The following is a 17,898-nucleotide window of genomic DNA, read 5'->3' on the forward strand; positions in this document are numbered from 1 at the left end:
ACGACCGCCGTCTTGTCCGGAGTCCGCACCGCAGAACGCGCCAACAGGTCCGCAAGCCCGTGACGCCGCGCGCGTACGGGCGGCAGCGAGGAAGGATGAGAGGCCACCGAAGGTCTCCTGAGACGAAGGGACTGCACCGGGCGGGGCGCATGAGAAACACCCCGCGAAGCCCCGCACTATATGCGTAACGCCTACACGAAAGAACATCGGAAGCAAGATCCGGCCGACTTGGTTCCAACGGCGTGTCATCCGGTCGGCGAAGTGCCGCTGGTGTCCACTGGTTTGAGTCCGGACGGGACGCCCCCGATTCGGCGCGCACCGCCCGTGCGGGGGCGATGTCGTAAATACGTGGTGAGGAGTCTTCGGAGTGGTCAGTGTTGCGACGTCGTTCGCTGCGGGTGTTCGACTACGCCTGCACAGTCCGCGAAGCAGGTCCCACGCTCGCGCGGGCGCAGCGAAGGTGTCCTGCGCCGGATGATCACCGGGTGCCCCCTCGCCGAGTCGTTGTCGGCCTGACGCCGATGAGTTTTGTTGAGTCTGCCGGTCTCTACTGATACAGCCGATCACTCGCGCTCAAGGAGGGCACCATGACCGCCACGTACACCTTCGACGTCTTCTCCAGCCTCGACGGCTTCGGCGCCGCAGGCGGCGACTGGACCGGCTACTGGGGCAAGCAAGGGCCCGAACTCCTCCACCACCGCCTCGCCCAGTACCGCGGGGAGCAGCGCATGGTCTTCGGGGCCAACACGTATCGGTTGTTCGCGCAGATGCTGGCGGAGAGCGCTGAGGACTCCGACGTACGCGACCCCTGGGTCACCCAGATGCGGAGCCTGCCGACGACGGTGGTTTCCAGCACGCTGAAGGACCCCCTCGACTGGCCGGAGGCGAGTGTCGAGCACGGCGACGCCGTCGACGTCGTCGCCAGGCTCAAGGCGGAGTCGGACACGCCGCTGCGCTCGCACGGCAGCCTGTCGATGAACCGGGCGCTGATGGCCGCCGGCCTGGTCGACCGCGTCCAGGTGACGGTGTTCCCGGTGATCACCGGGCGGACCGGACTCGACCCGGTCTTCCGGGGCGCGGCGGACTTCGACCTCGAACTCATGGGGCAGCGAACGCTCGACGGCGCCGTCCAGGAACTCGTCTACCGGCCCACGCTGCACGTCTGAACCGGTTCGGAGGTCGCCGTTCGTGATGCCCCCCGCCGACCCGGACAACCGGCCCGGACAACCGACCTGGACAACCGGCCCGGACATCCACGACGCAGCGAAAGTCCGGTCAGGGCACCGCAGTTCAGAACCTGGATCATGAGCGTAGGAACGCGGCCCAGGTGGTGGCGTCGCGTTCGGGTGCGGGGTCGATGCCCGCGTCCGGCAAAGATCGACAAGGTGCGCTTGCCGCCCGCTCCATGCCGGGGCCGGTGTTCCACGACGCCCCCCCGGATGGAACTTCGTGTGCGGCATGCGGCCTGCGTCGCCCCGCCAATGTTTGGCGGGGCGGCGCCGGTGGGGGTTTCGTCCGGACGGGTCAGGTGCGCAGGACCACGTTGACGGGCCGTTCACCGTCGACTTCGCCGCCCAGGACGCGCAGGGCGTGCTCGGCCTCGTCGAGGGCGAACGTGTGGCTGCGCAGGACTTCGAGGTCTTTCGACCGTTCGGTGAGCATGGCGATCGCGCGCTGGTAGGCACTGGTGCCGACGCCGCGCACACCCTTGATGGTGATCGCCGACAACACGACGTCGTCGACCGGGAAATCCGGCACGACGCGGCCCTTGTGCCCGCCGAGGACGACGGTGCCCTCCGGGCGGACCAGTCCGATCGCCTGGGTGACCGCTTCGGTGGACCCCGGTGTCGTGTCCACCACCGCGTCGACGCCGCTCCCGCCGGTGAGTTCGCGGACGACTGAGGCGAGGTCGTCGCGCCCGGTCACCACGGTCGCGCTCGCGCCGAATCGACCGGCCAGTTCGAGCTTGTGGCGGTCCGCGGGCAGACCGGTGACGATGACATGCGCCGCGCCGGCTGCCTTGGCGGCGATGAGGCAGGCGAGCCCGCGTTGGCCGCAGCCGAGCACGAGCAGGGTGGATCCCACCGTCACGCCGGTGAGGTCGACGCCCCACCGGATGCCGGCCCCCAGGGGGTTGTACAGCGTTGCGGTCGCCGGGTCGAGGTCCGCCGGCAGCGGGTACAGAACCGCGTTCGGGTGGACGTACAGGTGCGTCGCGTATCCACCCCACAGCCCGGGCGCGGTGGCGACCGGAATCGCGCCGAGGCTGTGGGCGGCGTCGCCCCACCCGGTGCAGAACTCGTACGAGCCGCCGACGCACGACCGGCAGCGCCAGCACGGCAGGAACGGGTCGACTGCCACCCGGTCTCCGCGGCGCAGACCGCGCCGGGCGGCGGCCTCGTCGCCGATCTCCACGACGACGCCTACGGGTTCGTGCCCGGGGACCACCGCACCGCGCAGGGACATCTCCCCCCGGTACCGCGCGACGTCGGTTCCGCACAGCCCGCATGCCTCCACCTGGATCAGCGCCTCCTCCGGGCCGATCGGCGGGATGGGTATCTGTCGGGTCTCCATCCTCCGGGTGCCGGTTTGGACGACCGCGGTAGCCGTGCGGGTGTCGGGGTGGGTGTCCATGGGATGCCTCCGGTGGGTCGTCGGGGTCACGGGGAGGGCGGCGTGGTGAGCAGGCGGGCGGGGTCTATGTCGCCCGGTTGCCACCCGGGCACCAGGCCGGTGCCGTCGAGGGTCCTGACGGGTCGGCCGAGTTCGGTGATCAGGGACAGGCTGAAGGCGTTTCGACCGGTGAGCTTGCGGGGGTCACCGGTGAGGAGCGCGAGTGCCGCCTCGGCGAAGGTCTCCATGGGCTCGACGCGGTCCGCGGGCAGGTCGGCGACCGCGGCGGCGTGCTCGGTGCGGACCGCCGCCTCGGGGGCCAGGGTGTTGACGGCGATGTTGCGGTCGTACAGGTCCATCGCGGCCCCGGTCGTCAGCCGGTCGAGCATCGCCTTGGTGCCGCCGTACAGGCACGCGCCGCCCGAGCCCATCGCCGGGAACGGCGGTCCGACGCGCGGGCGGGCCTGGGCGGAGGAGATGTTGAGGATCCAGCCCGCGCCGTCCTGGGCCATGCCGGGGATCACCCGGCGGGCGAGGTCCCACGCGGCCCACACGTTGACCTCGACGGCGAGCCGGAACGCTTCCTCGGTCATCGCGGCGAAGTCGAGGTCGAACGCGCGCGGCGCGGCCGCGTTGTTGACCAGGAGGGTGACCGGACGGCCGAAGTGTTCCTCGGTCCGGGTGACCGCGTGCGCGCGGCCTTCGCCGGTGCCGATGTCCGTGGCGACGGCGACCGCGTCGCCGCCGGCCGCGCGGACCAGGTCGACCGTCTCGGCGAGCGAACCCGCGTAGGCGCCGTCGCCCGGGCGGGCGGTGCGCCCGACCGCGGCGACGAGAAAGCCCTCGGCGGCCAGACGCAGGGCGATCGCCTGGCCGATGCCGCGACTGGCGCCGGTGACCAGGGCGACACGGCCATCGCGGGTGATGGTCATCGGGGACCTCCGGAACGAGGGCGGAAGAAGGGGGCGGTGACCTCTGCACCGAGGTCGGGGTGGCGCAGTGCGCCGAAGGTGACCTCGACGGCCTGGCCGACGCGCAGGTCTGCCGGGTCGGCGTCGACGACGCGGGTGGCGATGCGGATCCCGGGGGCGTCGTCGGGGGTGACGAGCGCGGCCACGAGGGGGAGTTCGTCCCGGTAGGCCGGGAGGAACGCGTGGTGGACGACCGTCCAGGAGAAGAGCGTCGCGGTACCGGCAAGCTGGGTCCACGGCAGGTCGGTCCCGTCGCAGCCGGGGCATTCCCGTCGCGGATACCAGCAGTGGGCGCCGCAGCCGGCGCAGCGCGGGACGGCGAGTTCGCCTCGCGCGGCGGCCTGCCAGAACCCGCGGGTGAGCGGCTCTCCCAGGTCGGGCAGGGGGAAGGCGGAGCGGGTGTCGGGGGTGCTCATCGGGCCCTCCGCAGGACGAGGGCGGAGGCCTGGGGCCCGGTGTAGCCGCCGTAGACGGCTGTCTCGGCGCCCGGCACCTGTGCGGCGGCTGTGCCGCGGAGCTGACGGACGAGTTCGACGACGTGCGCGATCCCGAGCACGTAGGAGTGGGACAGCAGTCCGCCGTGGGTGTTGTACGGGACGCCGCCGCCGTCGTACGCCAGACCGCCCGATGCGGCCAAGGGCCCGGCTTCGCCCTTGGCGCAGAATCCGAGGTCCTCGATCTGCATGAGGGAGACGATGGTGAAAGGGTCGTAGCAGGCGAGGACGTCCACGTCCGCGGGCGTGAGCCCGGCCATGGCGAACGCGCCAGGAGCGGCGAACACCTGCGGGGTGGTGGTGAACGCGCTCTGCTGGGCCCAGTGTCCGCCGGTCGCGCTGGTGCCCAGACCCACCCCGGCGACCTCGACGACCGGCCCGGGCAGGTCGCGGGCGCGTTCGGGGCTCGTCATGATGTACGCGCCGCCGCCGTCGGAGATCAGCGAGCAGTCCTCCTTACGGAACGGCTCGGCCACCGGCGGGGAGGCAAGGTACTGGTCGAGGGTGAGCCCGCGGTCGTGCATGACCGCCGCGGGGGTGAGGTTGGCATGGCGGCGGGTGGTGACGGCGACGGCGCCGAGTTGCTCGGCGGTCGTGCCGTACTCGTGCATGTGCCGGCGGGCGACCGTGGCGAAGTAGACGGGCTGCGGGAACCAGCCGAAGGGCACCTCGTACTGGGACTTCATCAGCTGCTGGGCGTGGCTCTGACCGGGCCCGCCGGTCATCGACGAGCGCTGGGTGGCCCAGGCGACCGCGAAGGCGTTCACGATGTACCGGGCGCGCTTCTCCTTCAGCGCGCGGGCGGCGGTGTGCGGGGCGGTCCCGGCCCACACCATGCCGCCGCCCTGGGGCGAGGTCCACATCTCGTGGGTGGTGCCGAAGTGCTCGCGGAACGCGGCGTCGTCGAACTGGTCGGTGAAGGCGGGGTGCCACATGATGCCGTCGATGTCCGCCGGAGTCAGTCCGGCGTCGGCGATGGCGCGTTCGACGGCCTCGGCGGCGATCTGCCGGGTGGCGCGGCCGGAGGCCTTGCTGTGATCGGCCTCGCCGATCCCGGCGATCGCAACCTGGCCGGTGATGCCGTCGAGCGGTTCGGCATGGCCCCAGTCGGGCGGGGACGTCACACGAGCTCCTTCAGGTCGGTGGGGTGGGTCGGGGACGGTCTCATCCGGGTTGCTCGCCGATGACGCCGAGTTCGCGCAGACCGTTCAGCTCGGCCGGGCCCAGGCCGAGGAGACCGCCGAGAATCTCGGCGTTGTGCTCCCCGAGGACCGGGGCCGGCCGGGACAGCCGGGGGAGGTCGCCGGCCCGTGCGGACCGGAACGGCGGCACCGGCAGGTCGAGCGGCCCGGCGACCGGATGATCGAGGCGCTCCAGGAATCCGCGGGCCCGCAGGTGCTCGTTGTCGCCGGCCTCGGCCGGATCCAGCACGGGCGCGGCGGGCACATCCCGGGCCAGCAGGACGCGTACGGCCTCGTCCCGGTCGCGCTCGGCGAACCAGCGGGCCAACTCGTCGTCGATGACGTCGTGCGCGCGGTGCCGGTCGGCGGCATGCGCGAGTTCCTCCGCGTCGGCCCACGCAGGTCGGCCCATGGTGTCGACGAGTGCGTGCCATTGCGCGTCCGTCTCCACGGCGAGGGCGATCCATTGTTCGGTTCCGGCGCACGCGTACACACCCTGGGGTGCGGCGTGCCGGCCTCGGTTGCCGGTCCGTTGGGGGGCCGTGCCGTATGCGGTCGCCTCGACGATCGCCTCGGCGCCCACGTTGAGCACGGTCTCGATCATCGGGACCTCGACGACCAGGCCCCGCCCGGTGGCGTCGCGCCGCTCCAGGGCGGCCAGGGTGGCCACGACGGCGTGTGCTCCGGCGATCGGGTCGCTGGCCCGGGGCAGCATCGGCGGTAGGTCCGCCTCGCCGGTGACGGCCGCGAGCCCGCCGGCCTGTTCCATGGTCTGGGCGAAGCCGGGCCGGTCCCGCCACGGGCCGTCCAGGCCGAACGCCGGCATGCGCACGACCACGGCGGCCGGGTTGCGGGCGTGCATCCACTCAGGCGGTATGCCGAGCTGGTGCAGGACGCGCGGGGTGCCGTTCTCGATCACCACGTCCGTGCCCGCGACCAGGCGGCCCAGCAGTTCGCGGCCCTCGTCCCGGGTGAGGTCGAGGGTGATCGCGCGCTTGCCGGTGTTGGAGCCGTGGAACACCGGGCCGTACTCCCACCACCGCTCGGCGTCGCGGCGGGCGGTGGTGAACCGCATGGGGTCCGGGCGGCGGGTGGACTCGACCTTGATGACGTCGGCGCCGAGCGCGGCGAGGATCCAGGTGGCCGACGGGCCCGCCCAGAACGCCGTGAGGTCCACGACGCGCAGGCCGGCGAGGGGCGGGGCGTCCGAGGGGGCCGGGGAGTCAGCCGACGGCCGGGGTGCCCAGGGGGTGCCCTCGTCCAGGTCGGCGCGCCCGGGAGCGGGCGGACGGGACCCCTCCAATCGGTAGGGCACCCCGGGGGCGCGGAAGCCGTGCGGGTTGTCCACCAGGACGCGGCGTTCGCGGAAGTGCTCCACCGCGTCGATGCCGTCGGGGGTGACCACCGGGGCGGCCGGGATCCGCAGTGCGTCGGCGAGTTCGAGGATCTCGACCGTGGTGTGCCGCGTGGTCCACGCGTGGACGGCCGTGAGGAACTCCTTCCGCCTGCGCCGCCGCCCGGCCGCGGTGGCGAGTTCGGCGTCGGCGAGCAGGTCCGGGCGCTCGATCATGACGAGGAAGTCCTGGAACTGCTGCGCGGTGACGGTGCAGAACCCGACGTACCCGTCCTTGGTCGGCTCCACCGAGGGAAGATCGACCATGCGTGCCGGGCCTCGCCCCACGGGAGCGCCGAGTTGCCGGAACAGGTTCCCGAACGTGTTCTGCGTGAGGAGCATCGCCTCGTGCGCGGACACGTCGAGATGGTCGCCCGCGCCGGTCGCGCGTGCCTGGCGGGCCGCCGCCAGGGCGGCCGCTGCCGCGTACGCTCCGGCCGTCCATTCGCCGAGGCCGCCCCCCGCGGCCACCGGCACGCGCTCGGGCAGCCCTCGTGAGGCGGTCGAGCCGCACCAGGCCTGGAGGGTGAACTCGGTGGCGGCTTGGCCGGCCCATGGGCCCGTGTGCCCGAACGGCGAGATCGACACGACCACAAGGCGCGGGTTCGCTGCCCTCATCGCAGAGACGTCCACACCGCCCGGGCCGAGATCCTCGACCACCACGTCGGCGACGGCGGCCCGAGTCGGGAAGTCGGCGCCGGGAGCGGCGTGGCGCACGCCCGCGTGGAGATGCCGGAAGAGCGCCGAGTCCTCCCCTCCCGCACCCGTGGTCCGGGTGCGGAGCGGGTCGTCGCCGGCCGGTGCGACGCGGACGACGTCGGCGCCTGTGTCGCGCAGCAGTTTGGCGCAGTAGGCGCCGGCGACGCCTCGGGTGAGGGCGAGGACGCGGGTGACGGAGGCGCCGTTCATCGGGGGAGGGGGAGGTCGTACAGGCGTGCCGAGTTGTCCTGCATGACCTTGCGGACGACGTCGGGCGGCAGCTGCTCCAGCGCCCGCGCCGCAATGCCGAGGCTGTCCGGGTACAGGCAGGTGGGGTGCGGGAAGTCGGTTTCGAACAGGACGTTGTCGGCGCCGACGCGCTCGATCGTGCGGGCGATGTCCTGGTTCTCGAACCAGAAACACGCGTGGATTTGGCGGCGGAAGTACTCCGTGGGACTGAGGGTGAGGTGGTCCATGCTGCCGGGCGTCGTCTCGCCGAGCTGGTGCTCCAGCGCCTCCAGGAAGAAGGGGATCCATCCGATCCCGGACTCGACGGAGACGATCTTCAGGCGGGGGTGGCGTTCCAGCACCCCGGAGTAGATGAAGTTCGCGATGACACGGGCGTTGGTGAGATACATCATCGACGAGCCGACGGCGAGTTTCTGGTCGGGGCCCAGGCCCGGCCAGGGCGAGGACCCGAACCAGCTGAGGGAGTCGTGGGCGGCGCCGATGTGGAAGTTCACGGGCTTGCCGAGGTCGGCGCACACCTCCCACAGCGGATCCCAGGCCCGCGAGGAGAAGTCGGGGGTGCCCGCGGCCTGGTGCGGGTCGCTCGTGGTGTTGACCCCGCGCAGGCCGAGCGCGTGGATGCGCTCCACCTCGCGCACCGAGGCGTCGACGTCCCACCACGGGATCAGTCCCATGGGGAAGAGCCGCCCTCCGGAGGACTCCTGCAGTTCGGCCATCGCGTCGTTGTAGAGCGTGACCGACAGCAGCCGCAGCCGCGCATCGGTCACCTCGCCGAAGCGCTGACCGCCGAACCCGGCGACGTTCGGGTAGACGATGTGGGCCCAGACCCCCAGTTCGTCCATGACCGCGAGGCGTTCGGCGACGTCGTACGCCGCGGGCGTCGCGTCCTCGAACGTCCATCCGATGAACTCGGTTCCCCGGGTGCGGCGGCCGTCCCGCCCCACCACTCCGGACGCGCTGGCCCGGCCCAGCACCTTGCCGTCCACGGTCCAGTGCGCGACGCCGTCGACCGGGACGACCCGCGGTACGCGTTCGGCGTACTCCTTCGGCGCCCGGGAGGTCCACAGGTCGTGCGGCTCGGTGATGTGGGTGTCGGCATCCACGACCCGCAGGCCGTCGAGCAGCGGTGACAGAGCGGGCGTGGTCATGTCGCCTCCAGGGGTTGTGCCGTCGCCGGGGCTTGAACAGCTCCTGCTTGAATAGTATTGATGTTTACTTAGTATCTATAAGTAGTGTCCTTTGCAAGAGGCCGACCACTGCGATCCGAAGGAAAACGATGGGTATCGAGGTTCTGCTGGATTTGGTGGCGGACGCCGCCCCGGAGCGGGGTGCCCACGGGCCTGCCGGAGGCGGCGGCACCTTCGCCGAGCTGTCCCGTCGCACAGCCGGGGGCGCGCGGCTGCTGGGCGGGACCGGCGCCCGCCATGTGGCCTACCTTGGGGTGCAGGGACCGGCGTTCACCGCGGCGGTGTTCGCCGCGGCGCGCGCCGGACTGCCGTTCACACCCCTGAACTACCGCCTCGCCGACCATGAGATCGCCGAGTTGCTCGGACGCCTGGACGCCCCGGCGGTGCTCGTCGACCCCGCGTACCTGAACCGGCTGCCCGAGGGCACCCCTCGAGTGCTCGACACCGCGGCGTGGTTCGCGGAGTCGGCCGTCACGCCCGCGGTGGAACCGCCGGGCGATCCCTCGGACGTCGCGGTGATGTTGTTCACCAGCGGAACCACCTCGCGCCCCAAGGGCGTGCTGCTCCGCCACGACCACCTGATGGCGTATGTGCTCCAGACCGCCGATCCGCTCGCCGCGGTCGAGGACGAGTGCGCCCTGGTGTGCGTGCCTCCCTATCACGTGGCGGGGGTGGCCTCGGCGTTGAGCAACACCTATGCGGGACGGCGCGTGGTCCACCTGCCCGGCTTCACCCCGGACGGGTGGCTGGACACGGTGCGGGCGGAGTCGGTGACCTCGGCCCTGGTTGTGCCGACCATGCTGACCCGCGTCGTCCGGGCCCTTGACGGGCGCACGGCGGACGTCCCGTCTCTGCGGACCCTGGCCTACGGCGGGGCGAAGATCTCCGCCTCGGTCCTGGAACGCGCTCTCGACGCCTTCCCGGACACGGGCTTCGTCAACGCCTACGGCCTGACCGAGACCTCCTCGACCATCACGGTGCTCGGGCCCGAGGACCACCGTCGTGCCGTTGCGTCCGGGGATCCGGCCGTCCACGCGCGCCTGGGCAGCGCGGGCCGCGCGGTCCCGGGTGTCGAATTGCTCACCGTCTGGGTTTCCGCGCGAGTGTCTCGGACAACACAGGCGGCATCCGCCTGCTCTCCCAGGTCGCCGACCACCACCCGCGCATGGCCAAGGCGTTCACCGACACCGGCTACCGCAACCAAGCGATCGAACACGGCGCCGGGCTCGGCATCGACGTCCAGGTCGTCCGCCGCGACCCCGACGACCGGACGCGCGGCTTCAAGGTCATCGCCTGGCGGTGGATCGTCGAGCGCACTTTGGGCCGGCTCATGCATGACCGCCGACTGGCCCGTCTACGAAACCCACCCGCACCGTTCCGAAGCCATGATCCACCTCGCGATGATCGACCTGATGAGCCGGCGCCTCGCCCGCGAATCCACGATGAACTGGCGCGGAACCCAACTGCCAGCCGCTCGCGTCGACGGCCGTATCGGGATCATGCGACTTCGTACGACCGGCGGACACCGCCAAGTTCCCCCGGCCCGCAGGTCCTCGTCGCGGATCCAGAAGGACACATTGACGATCTCTCCCCAGTCGGTCCCGGCTTCGGCTTCCAACTGGAGCAGCGGCCGAAGGCCCTTCGGCGGTGCGGGGTTGCCGCCGTCGCACCAGCCCAGCAAGCGGTGCCGAGGAAGCGGCGCGACGTCGCGAAGCGCCTTCTCCAGCCTGCTCCAGGCCATGACATCGCCGCCGAGAACCCGATCGGCCTCGTCATCCGCCCAGGTCGGCACCGACGGCACGGCTGCACCAGCCAACGACAGGACCGGCAGGACGGGGGTCTCGCCGCGGCTCCCCAACCCGTCGGCGCCGGCTGCGACGTGCATGACCCGGCAGCCGTCATCACCGTGGTCGAAGCTGAACTCCGCGACGAAGTCATCGTCGTGGAAGAAAAGCAGGTACCCGGCCTGCGGAAACGTCCAATCGCTGCCGAGAAGATCCGCTACCTCATGGCAGTCGATCTGCGCCAACAACGTCATCGGACGCCCTTGATACTGCGGCCAATCGAACAGATCGGCGGTTCGCGGCAGGCCCCCGAACACACTGCCAGAGGCGGAGACGTCGGATCGGACGCGGAACCCCACCGACGGCCGCACCAAAGCGAGGAACCGTTCGGCAGCCGCCTGCTCCAACTCAGCACGAATGATCGCATCGATCGCTGACCAATTACCGGAAGCCCGGCCTCCCAACTCCATGGCCGCCGAGTCTTTCACCACGCAGTGTCACAGCGTCATGAGGGTGGGGCGCTGAAGCAGCCTGTCTGATACCGAAGCCGACCACGGGACGAAACGCTCTTTAAGCCGGCTGCGAGCCGCCGTGCGGCGGGAGGCATGCGCGAGGGGATTTCGGACAGTCGCAGGGCATGCCACATACACCTGAGAGAGGCGAGGAACCGCGGCCTGGCCCGGATCCGGCGGTGGAGCGCGAGGCCCCGGACGAGCCTTCGGAGCTTCCGAAGCGCTCATGGTGGCGTGTGCTCAAGCGCACGGTGGCCGAGTTCAAGGACGACGAACTGTCGGATCGCGCGGCTGCGTTGACGTACTACGGAGTCCTGTCGCTCTTCCCCGCCCTGTTGGTGCTGGTGTCGTTGCTGGGCATCGCGGGGGAGTCGGCGACCCGGGAGATCCTGGACAACGTCGAACAGCTCGCCCCGGGTGCGGCGCGCGACGTGATCACCAACGCCGTACGCGAGTTGCAGGCCGGCGCAGGCGTCGGCTCGGTACTGGCGATCGTCGGCCTGGTGGTGGCGGTGTGGTCCGCGTCCGGGTATGTGGCGGCGTTCATCCGCGCGTCCAATGTCGTCTACGACGTCGCCGAGGGGCGCCCGGTGTGGAAGCTGACGCCGCTGCGGATCGCGGTCACCCTCGTGCTGATGGTGCTGGCGTGTGTCAGCGCGTTGATGGTGGTGTTCACCGGCGGCATCGCCCGCCAGGCCGGCGAGGCCGCCGGCGTGGGGGAGACGACCGTCAAGGCGTGGGACATCGCCAAGTGGCCGGTGCTGGTCGTGCTCGTGATCGTGATGATCGCGATCCTGTACTGGGCCGCACCCAACGCGAAGGGCCGCGGGTTCCGCTGGATCACCCCCGGCAGTTTCCTCGCGCTGGTCATCTGGCTGCTGGCGTCCGGCGGATTCGCGTTGTACGTCGCGAACTTCGCCACCTACAACAAGACGTACGGCACGTTCGCCGGGGTGATTGTCTTCCTGGTGTGGCTGTGGGTCACGAACCTGGCGATCCTGCTCGGCTTGGAGTTCGACGCCGAGCTGTCCCGGCAGCGCGCCATCACCGGCGGCCATCCGCCCGGCGACGAGCCCTATGTCGAACCCCGCGACACCCGTACCTGGTCCGCCGAAGAACGCCGGCGGGCTCGACAATCCGGGTGACACTCCGAACCACGCTCGCACAACTCAGCTCCTGGCGGTCCCCGCCGCCGCCACGTCCCCATGACGCGGTCGTCCTCCTCATGGCCGCGCCCCGACGCGCGCTGACTGAGCACGGCCAACGCGTCACCGCCGCCGAACTCGCCTGCACTGCCGCGCTGGAGGACATCGGCCGTCCGCCACACCCCATGTTCCGAAGGCCCCGGTCGGCCTGCCCCGACCGCGACCGCTGGACCATGACGGTCAGGCGTGGCGAATCCAAGACATCGTCACGCCTCGCCGTCATGGTCCAGCGGTAGCCTTCGGCGCCGCCGGTACGTCTTTGCGCGGCAACGCCGCCGAGCAGCGCCGCGCATCGCTGCGCCGTTCCATTCCGGTCCACACCAGCAGCCCGCCTCCCTCGCAGCCCCCGCGCTGTGGCCGGTCGACCGGCTGCTGGCGGCGAACCATCCGCGCCATCTCCTCCGCCATCGCCACGATGACGGCCTCCTTCAACCGCCGCGGGCGCGCCGCCCGTTTCCGTCGCGCCGCTGACCAACACGACACGAGCGAGCCCGGTGCAGCGCCTGACACCCGCGGCAACGTATGTGCCCGGGGATAGTCATCCGTTGCGGCCGTGGTCGCTGGCGTTGCGGACGGCGTCGACGCGGTCGGCGAGGTCGTGGACGCGGGCGGCGAGCTCGTGGTGCGCGGGGGCCAGGTGGGGGCCGAGGTCGGCCAGGGGGCCGATCAGGCGCGCGGGGTCGTTGTGGCCCAGCGCGTCTGCCAGGGCGGCCAGGGGTGGGCCGGCGGCGCGGCCGAGGTCGCCCGTGGCGGTGACGGCTCCGGCCAGGGAGCGCAGGTCCGCGGCGTGGGCGCGGGCCCACGCGGTGACGGCGCGGTCGGCGGCGCGGCGGTCGCGGGTGGCTTGGACGCGCTGGTCGCCGGTGGAGCCGGCCGCGCCGCCGGGGCGCAGGCGCAGGTAGCGGCGTTCGGCGGCTTGGCGGCTGGTGACGCCCAGCGGCCCGGCGAGGGACGCCCAACTCGCGCCGGCGTGGCGGGCTGTCTCTATGAGGTCGGGCTCCCAGGCGGCGAGGCGGCCGCGCACCTCGCGCAGGAGCAGCAGGGCGGCGAGGACCTCGTCCGCGTCGGGTGTTCTCGGCCGGGCGCCCGGCCTGTCGGCGCCGCTCGGTTCCTGGGCGGTGCCGACGGCGTCGTCTATCGCGGCGAGGGCCGCGGCGGCCGCGAAGAAGGGGACGGGCTGCGGGACCGGCCGGTCCCGTGGTGGTGCCGGCTGCCGGTCCGGTTTCGGTTCGGGCACGGGGCCTCTCAGTCGTCGTCGTTCCAATGACGAAGGTGTTTGTCGTCGTTGCGATGACATGCTACAACGGAAGGCAGGTGAAGCGCATTGGCACACGTTGCCTGACCCCTTGGAGGTGTTTCCCGATGTTGATGCGCACTGACCCCTTCCGCGAGCTCGACCGTGTGGCCCAGCAGCTCTTCGGCGGCCAGACCGGCACATGGTCGCGGCCGTCGGCGATGCCGATGGACGCGTGGCGCGACGGCGACCAGTACGTGATCGTCTTCGACGTGCCCGGTGTGGCCCCGGACGCGATCGACGTCGACGTCGAGCGCAACATGCTCACCGTCCGTGCCGAGCGCCGCCCCGTCCCCACCGGGGAGGGTGTGCAGGTCGAGCTGTCCGAGCGGCCGCTGGGCGTGTTCTCCCGCCAGATCCAGCTCGCAGACACCCTGGACACCGACGCCATCGAAGCCGACTACGAGGCGGGCGTGCTGACCCTGCGCATCCCGATCGCCGAGCGCGCCAAGCCCCGCAAGATCGCCATCAGCCGGTCCGGGGACCGCAAGGAGATCCGCGGCTGACCACCCCGGGGGCCGGTCCCACCCGGGCGGGACCGGCCCCGGCCGTACCGAGCCCCACGGGTGGAGGGACCGCTCATGGTGATCGCGCTGCCGTACGCCGTCATGACCGCCGCACCGCACCGCACCGCGCCGGGTCCGGGCCCGCGGCGCGGCGGTCGTGGGCGGCGAAGGGCGTGATGGACCCGGCCACCGCCGAGGCGCTGCGAGACCGGATCACCGCCGCCCTGGCGGCACACCCGCGAGGTCACGGTCGCTCTGTCGGCGGTCACCTTCATCGACGGCTCGGGCCTGCGCGCTCTGATCGCGGCACGCACCCGAGCCGACCGACTCGGACGGAGACTGACCCTGCGCCCCCAGCCCACCGGTCCGGCGTCTGCTGGCCGCCACCGGCCTCGACCACACCCTGCACATCCGAGAACAACCGCCCGCCCTGCCATGAACCCCAACCCGCACCTGGCCCGACCGCCGCGCCCGCACGCGTCCCACGTCGCACGGCCCCCGGAAACCACCCCCGGCGCCGACGATTTCGATGACGTGCTGCGGCGCCTGGAGGACCTGGCCCGCCGCACCGACGCCGCCTTCGCCGCCCTGGCGGAGCGCGCCGCGGCGCTGACCAAACACTTCGACGCCCGGCTCGCCGGCATCCTGGCCGACGTCCGCACCACCGCGGACCACATCCGGACGCCCCCGGCGTCACCCGGGAGGCATGCGGGCCGCCGGGCATCCGCACCCCCACCCGTCCCCGGCCTGCGGGCGTCGGCCCGATTCTCCGTACGGGAGCCGTCATGACCCTGCGCTGGGAGCCCTTCCTCGCCCAGGTCCAAGACCTCGGCGCATACCCCTCGCCGCGTGAGGCCGAACGCGCCGCCCGCACCGTACTCGCCCTCCTGGGCGCCCTCCTGGTCGGCAGCGAACGCGCGGAACTGGCCGCACGCCTCCCCGAGACGTGCGCGCTCGTCCTGCTCAACCCCCTCCACGCCGCCGAACCGCTGACCCCCGAGCGGTTCGTCCGCGCCACCTCCGCATGGATCGACGGCGCCACCGACCAGACCGCCGCCTGGGACGTCAGCGCCGTCCTCAGCGTCGTCGCCGACGCCGCCGGAGACGACCTCATGCGGCGCGTCCTCCTCCAACTCCCACCCGGCTACGACCTGCTGTTCGGCCGCCCCGAGCCGCCCCGCCCCGAGCCGCCCCGGCCCTGAGCCGCCGCGCCCGCCCGGACACAGTCGTCGGCTCTCCCACAGGCTCAGGGGCTGGGGCGGCGTGTGGGCGAAGCGGCCAGCACGCCCGCCCGGCCGTGAACGCGACATCACCACGGCGTGGATGACCCGGCACGGCGACCAGCACGGCACCGCGTTCAGCCGCGAACTCGCCGCCCACCTACGCGGCCGGCGCATCGGCCCGGCCCGCACCGGCACCGAGGCGCTGATCCGGCTCCGCGCCATCCAGGTCCAGGTGTGGCAGCGCGGACACCTGCTGCGCTGATGCCCGTCCGCCCTCGGGCCGCAGCCGGTGGGCCGGCTGCGGAACCGGCTCACCAAGGCCCTGGCCCATGCCCGGCGTCGACCAGGTCGTCACCGTCGGAGTCGGCCCTGTCCCTGCCGAGCAGGCCCGCGCGAACCTCGCCCGCGCCGGGGGCCCGGTCGCGGTGGTGATCGGCGACGGCACCAAGGGCCGGCCCGGCGGCGCGCCGTACGACCTCGTCCACGTCACCGCGGGCACCCGGACCATCGCTCTGGCCTGGCTCGCCCAGTCCCGCCCCGGCGGCCGCATCGTCGCCCCCTGGGCACCGACTACACCCCTCATGACGCCCTGGTGGCCCTCACCGTCCACGACGCCCACCGCGCCAGCGGGCCGTTCACGGTGGCGGCGTCGTTCATGAAAATCCGCGACCAGCGCCTGGCCTGGCCCGACCACACCGCCTACGCGCCCCCCGACTGGCCGACCACGCCCGCGCCTACGGCACCGACCGCACGGCGGCGGAGGCGACCGGCGGGGCATACGACGACGCCGAGTTCGTCCTCGGGCTGGCCGTCTCCTTTGGAGCTCAGGGGCAGATCCTCATGCCGTGACCGTCCGGTGGATGGCCTCGGCGAGGGCGCGCATGCCGCGCGCGTTCGGATGGAACGGCGCCGGTCGCATCGAGGGGCGGAATCCGGTGACCCATGGCTCGGCGGACCCGAGCGCGTGCCCTGCACTGAGTTCCGAGGCCCGCACCAGGTCTGCGCCGCTGCACTCCGCCGCCTCGGCGAACGCGGCCGTCAGGTGGTTCGCGATGTCACGGAACGCGGAAATCTCGTCCGGGGTGAACGGAGCGTCGGCCCCGGCGCTGGTGTGCTCTCCGAGCACCGTCAGGTAGTCGACGAGCACGATCCGGGCCTGTGGTGCGCGGCCCCGGAGCGCGTCCACCACGCGAGTCAATCCGTCCGCAGCGCGCTGCACGTCGGCCGTGTCCACGCGCGGCGGGGCTGACTTGGCAAGTCGCCCGAGCGGCCGGGTCAGCGGACGCGACCGCAGCCAGCCGCCCCACGCCACCCGCATCAACCCCCCGGCATAGCCCAGGTCGTTGCCGCCGGCGGTGACAGTGATGAGGTCGGCATCCGCGGGCACGCCGTCTGCCTGAGGCGGGAACGTGCGCCCCCACACAGTCCGTTGCGGCGTATCCAGGATCGTCGCCGTCGTCGCACCCGACACGGTCAGGTCGGTCAGCCTTGCGCCGAATCGCGCGGCGAGCAGGTGGGCGTAGTTGCGCCCCGACCGCCCTGCGGCACGGTCGACGACCGGGGAGATCCCCGGTCCCGCAGCGAACGAGCTGCCCACCGCCGCCAGATGCCGATACTCGCCCACGCCGCTCCTCCCGAGTGCCCCGGACGGCGCATCACACGCCAGGGATATGTGTACTACATACACGAACGCCGACCTGCGCGAACGTCGCCACCGCGATGGTCGGCTAGGCAACACGTAGAGCGACAGGAAGGGCAACTGGAAGCAACACGTATGGCCACAGGAAAAGCGACACGAAAGGCAACCTGCCGAGGCATCGAGCTCGGCGACGTCCGTCCGGCCCCTTGCTGCGGTGTCACCGGATCGAATGAACGGTGCGGAGCGCGAACGCAGTTGCCCGGCCGGGGCACGGTTGTCCGTCGTCACCGCAGGCGGACGGTCGGCGCCTACGGCACCAGCCCGCCGCTCGCCTCCCGGGGTATGGCGCTGTAGTCCTGGCCGGGTGTCGGCCGGACCTGGGCGCCGGGCACGATGTGGACCTCGTCGACCGTCCCCGGCCCCCACTCGCCGCGGTTCCAGTCGGGCATGGCCTTCCATCCGGGCAGGGGGGCCTGCAAGGCCCACGCGCCCGAGCTGCTGCGCACCCACCGCATGGCCCTCCCGGACGGTTCCGGCACCGTCCGGGAGGTCCACTCACACCCACGGTCCACCGCCCTCGGGCGGCGGCGGCCCGTCGACCGCGGCAGCTCGCGGCGGCGAGGCCGAATCGGGGGAGCGGTAGCCGCTGCGGCTTTGTCGGCGGGCTCGTGGTCGGCCTGGTCGTGCGCTTCGTCGTCGCTCGCGGTGTGTGTGGCGAGGGACCGGGCGGCGCGTTCCCCGAACGGCCCCCAGGTGCCGACCGTTTCAGATCCTTGCGCGCCACGCCCCGATCGTAGGACCGACAAGGCGACCTTGTCGCACGTGCGTTCGGTCGGATGTGCCGTCTGCCCCGCGCGCCGCCGGACGACGAAGGTGGGCTTGATCCACTTTGACGGACACCTTGGATGAAGGGCACGCGCCCTCGAGAGGATGTCCATCATGGAGAGC

The 17,898-nt window shown here is 72.1% G+C and carries 17 protein-coding genes and 3 pseudogenes; 10 read left to right on the top strand and 10 right to left on the bottom strand.

The features are described from left to right. The first annotated feature begins 587 nt into the window (after positions 1 to 587). A complete protein-coding gene (locus tag ACRX5S_RS40315; RefSeq protein ID WP_436778275.1) occupies positions 588 to 1,166 on the top strand; it encodes a dihydrofolate reductase family protein in 579 nt (192 codons plus the stop codon). A 358-nt stretch (positions 1,167 to 1,524) separates the two neighbouring features. Here ACRX5S_RS40315 and ACRX5S_RS40320 read toward each other — a convergent pair whose 3' ends face one another. From ACRX5S_RS40320 to ACRX5S_RS40345, 6 genes are read right to left on the bottom strand one after another with little or no spacing between them, the layout of a single operon-like run. Continuing rightward, positions 1,525 to 2,634 (bottom strand): zinc-dependent alcohol dehydrogenase, encoded by a 1,110-nt coding sequence (locus tag ACRX5S_RS40320; protein ID WP_436778276.1) that lies wholly within the window; start codon positions 2,632 to 2,634, stop codon positions 1,525 to 1,527. A 26-nt stretch (positions 2,635 to 2,660) separates the two neighbouring features. Next, a complete protein-coding gene (locus ACRX5S_RS40325) occupies positions 2,661 to 3,545 on the bottom strand; it encodes an SDR family NAD(P)-dependent oxidoreductase (RefSeq protein ID WP_436778277.1) in 885 nt (294 codons plus the stop codon). After that, complete coding sequence (locus tag ACRX5S_RS40330; RefSeq protein WP_436778278.1) at positions 3,542 to 4,000, bottom strand: Zn-ribbon domain-containing OB-fold protein; 459 nt, start codon at positions 3,998 to 4,000, stop codon at positions 3,542 to 3,544. The genes ACRX5S_RS40325 and ACRX5S_RS40330 overlap by 4 nt, the downstream gene beginning before the upstream one ends. Beyond that, a complete protein-coding gene (locus tag ACRX5S_RS40335) occupies positions 3,997 to 5,202 on the bottom strand; it encodes a thiolase family protein (RefSeq protein WP_436778279.1) in 1,206 nt (401 codons plus the stop codon). Before ACRX5S_RS40335 ends, ACRX5S_RS40330 begins: the two co-directional genes overlap by 4 nt. A 40-nt stretch (positions 5,203 to 5,242) precedes the next feature. Then, a complete protein-coding gene (locus ACRX5S_RS40340) occupies positions 5,243 to 7,561 on the bottom strand; it encodes a CoA transferase (protein WP_436778280.1) in 2,319 nt (772 codons plus the stop codon). Next, positions 7,558 to 8,748, bottom strand: a complete 1,191-nt coding sequence (locus ACRX5S_RS40345; protein ID WP_436778281.1) for an amidohydrolase family protein — start codon at positions 8,746 to 8,748, stop codon at positions 7,558 to 7,560. The genes ACRX5S_RS40340 and ACRX5S_RS40345 overlap by 4 nt, the downstream gene beginning before the upstream one ends. A gap of 128 nt (positions 8,749 to 8,876) precedes the next feature. On the opposite strand from ACRX5S_RS40345, the pseudogene ACRX5S_RS40350 reads away from it, so the two are divergent. After that, positions 8,877 to 9,854, top strand: a pseudogene (locus tag ACRX5S_RS40350) (class I adenylate-forming enzyme family protein); the annotation flags it as partial. 32 nt (positions 9,855 to 9,886) lie between these two features. Continuing rightward, positions 9,887 to 10,241, top strand: a pseudogene (locus tag ACRX5S_RS40355) (IS5 family transposase); the annotation flags it as partial. Here ACRX5S_RS40355 and ACRX5S_RS40360 read toward each other — a convergent pair. After that, positions 10,142 to 11,041 carry a DUF1963 domain-containing protein gene (locus ACRX5S_RS40360; RefSeq protein WP_436778282.1) on the bottom strand — a complete coding sequence of 300 codons (900 nt, stop codon included), beginning with the start codon at positions 11,039 to 11,041 and terminating at the stop codon, positions 10,142 to 10,144. The pseudogene ACRX5S_RS40355 and the gene ACRX5S_RS40360 sit on opposite strands and share 100 nt — an antisense overlap. A 167-nt stretch (positions 11,042 to 11,208) precedes the next feature. On the opposite strand from ACRX5S_RS40360, the gene ACRX5S_RS40365 reads away from it, so the two are divergent. Beyond that, positions 11,209 to 12,228 (top strand): YihY/virulence factor BrkB family protein, encoded by a 1,020-nt coding sequence (locus ACRX5S_RS40365; protein WP_436778283.1) that lies wholly within the window; start codon positions 11,209 to 11,211, stop codon positions 12,226 to 12,228. A 598-nt stretch (positions 12,229 to 12,826) separates the two neighbouring features. Here ACRX5S_RS40365 and ACRX5S_RS40370 read toward each other — a convergent pair. Beyond that, positions 12,827 to 13,525 (bottom strand): type III effector protein, encoded by a 699-nt coding sequence (locus ACRX5S_RS40370; protein ID WP_436778284.1) that lies wholly within the window; start codon positions 13,523 to 13,525, stop codon positions 12,827 to 12,829. Between the two features lie 125 nt (positions 13,526 to 13,650). Between ACRX5S_RS40370 and ACRX5S_RS40375 the strand changes: the two genes are divergently transcribed. From ACRX5S_RS40375 to ACRX5S_RS40400, 6 genes and pseudogenes are all read left to right on the top strand, one after another. After that, the gene (locus ACRX5S_RS40375) at positions 13,651 to 14,088 is read left to right on the top strand and encodes an Hsp20/alpha crystallin family protein (protein WP_436778285.1); all 438 of its coding nucleotides are present in this window, start codon (positions 13,651 to 13,653) and stop codon (positions 14,086 to 14,088) included. A 243-nt stretch (positions 14,089 to 14,331) separates the two neighbouring features. After that, a pseudogene (locus ACRX5S_RS40380) lies at positions 14,332 to 14,439 on the top strand (STAS domain-containing protein); the annotation flags it as partial. A gap of 84 nt (positions 14,440 to 14,523) precedes the next feature. Continuing rightward, entirely contained in the window at positions 14,524 to 14,877 is a 354-nt protein-coding gene (locus ACRX5S_RS40385; protein ID WP_436778286.1) for a hypothetical protein, read from the top strand. Continuing rightward, entirely contained in the window at positions 14,874 to 15,290 is a 417-nt protein-coding gene (locus ACRX5S_RS40390; protein WP_436778287.1) for a DUF2267 domain-containing protein, read from the top strand. The genes ACRX5S_RS40385 and ACRX5S_RS40390 overlap by 4 nt, the downstream gene beginning before the upstream one ends. Positions 15,291 to 15,411: 121 nt before the next feature. After that, positions 15,412 to 15,573 (top strand): hypothetical protein, encoded by a 162-nt coding sequence (locus tag ACRX5S_RS40395; protein WP_436778288.1) that lies wholly within the window; start codon positions 15,412 to 15,414, stop codon positions 15,571 to 15,573. 67 nt (positions 15,574 to 15,640) lie between these two features. Next, complete coding sequence (locus ACRX5S_RS40400; RefSeq protein ID WP_436778289.1) at positions 15,641 to 15,970, top strand: protein-L-isoaspartate O-methyltransferase family protein; 330 nt, start codon at positions 15,641 to 15,643, stop codon at positions 15,968 to 15,970. 179 nt (positions 15,971 to 16,149) lie between these two features. Here the strand turns inward: ACRX5S_RS40400 and ACRX5S_RS40405 are convergent, their stop codons facing one another. Together ACRX5S_RS40405 and ACRX5S_RS40410 are read right to left on the bottom strand one after the other, a co-directional pair. After that, on the bottom strand, positions 16,150 to 16,935 hold the full coding sequence (locus ACRX5S_RS40405; protein WP_436778290.1) for an SGNH/GDSL hydrolase family protein: 786 nt from the start codon (positions 16,933 to 16,935) through the stop codon (positions 16,150 to 16,152). 323 nt (positions 16,936 to 17,258) lie between these two features. Next, positions 17,259 to 17,399: a hypothetical protein gene (locus ACRX5S_RS40410; protein ID WP_436778291.1), complete on the bottom strand. Its 141-nt coding sequence runs from the start codon at positions 17,397 to 17,399 to the stop codon at positions 17,259 to 17,261. Positions 17,400 to 17,898 lie beyond the last annotated feature (499 nt).

This window comes from Yinghuangia sp. YIM S09857 (genome assembly GCF_051388915.1).
Classification (GTDB): Bacteria; Actinomycetota; Actinomycetes; order Streptomycetales; family Streptomycetaceae; genus Yinghuangia.

What these genes read in the sequence shown, in the direction of transcription:
- ACRX5S_RS40315 (WP_436778275.1), top strand. Translation starts at nt 588, where the DNA reads ATGACCGCCACGTACACCTTCGACGTCTTCTCCAGCCTCGACGGCTTC.
- ACRX5S_RS40320 (WP_436778276.1), bottom strand. Translation starts at nt 2,634, where the DNA reads ATGGACACCCACCCCGACACCCGCACGGCTACCGCGGTCGTCCAAACC.
- ACRX5S_RS40325 (WP_436778277.1), bottom strand. Translation starts at nt 3,545, where the DNA reads ATGACCATCACCCGCGATGGCCGTGTCGCCCTGGTCACCGGCGCCAGT.
- ACRX5S_RS40330 (WP_436778278.1), bottom strand. Translation starts at nt 4,000, where the DNA reads ATGAGCACCCCCGACACCCGCTCCGCCTTCCCCCTGCCCGACCTGGGA.
- ACRX5S_RS40340 (WP_436778280.1), bottom strand. Translation starts at nt 7,561, where the DNA reads ATGAACGGCGCCTCCGTCACCCGCGTCCTCGCCCTCACCCGAGGCGTC.
- ACRX5S_RS40345 (WP_436778281.1), bottom strand. Translation starts at nt 8,748, where the DNA reads ATGACCACGCCCGCTCTGTCACCGCTGCTCGACGGCCTGCGGGTCGTG.
- ACRX5S_RS40360 (WP_436778282.1), bottom strand. Translation starts at nt 11,041, where the DNA reads ATGGAGTTGGGAGGCCGGGCTTCCGGTAATTGGTCAGCGATCGATGCG.
- ACRX5S_RS40365 (WP_436778283.1), top strand. Translation starts at nt 11,209, where the DNA reads ATGCCACATACACCTGAGAGAGGCGAGGAACCGCGGCCTGGCCCGGAT.
- ACRX5S_RS40375 (WP_436778285.1), top strand. Translation starts at nt 13,651, where the DNA reads ATGTTGATGCGCACTGACCCCTTCCGCGAGCTCGACCGTGTGGCCCAG.
- ACRX5S_RS40385 (WP_436778286.1), top strand. Translation starts at nt 14,524, where the DNA reads ATGAACCCCAACCCGCACCTGGCCCGACCGCCGCGCCCGCACGCGTCC.
- ACRX5S_RS40390 (WP_436778287.1), top strand. Translation starts at nt 14,874, where the DNA reads ATGACCCTGCGCTGGGAGCCCTTCCTCGCCCAGGTCCAAGACCTCGGC.
- ACRX5S_RS40395 (WP_436778288.1), top strand. Translation starts at nt 15,412, where the DNA reads ATGACCCGGCACGGCGACCAGCACGGCACCGCGTTCAGCCGCGAACTC.
- ACRX5S_RS40400 (WP_436778289.1), top strand. Translation starts at nt 15,641, where the DNA reads ATGCCCGGCGTCGACCAGGTCGTCACCGTCGGAGTCGGCCCTGTCCCT.
- ACRX5S_RS40410 (WP_436778291.1), bottom strand. Translation starts at nt 17,399, where the DNA reads ATGCCCGACTGGAACCGCGGCGAGTGGGGGCCGGGGACGGTCGACGAG.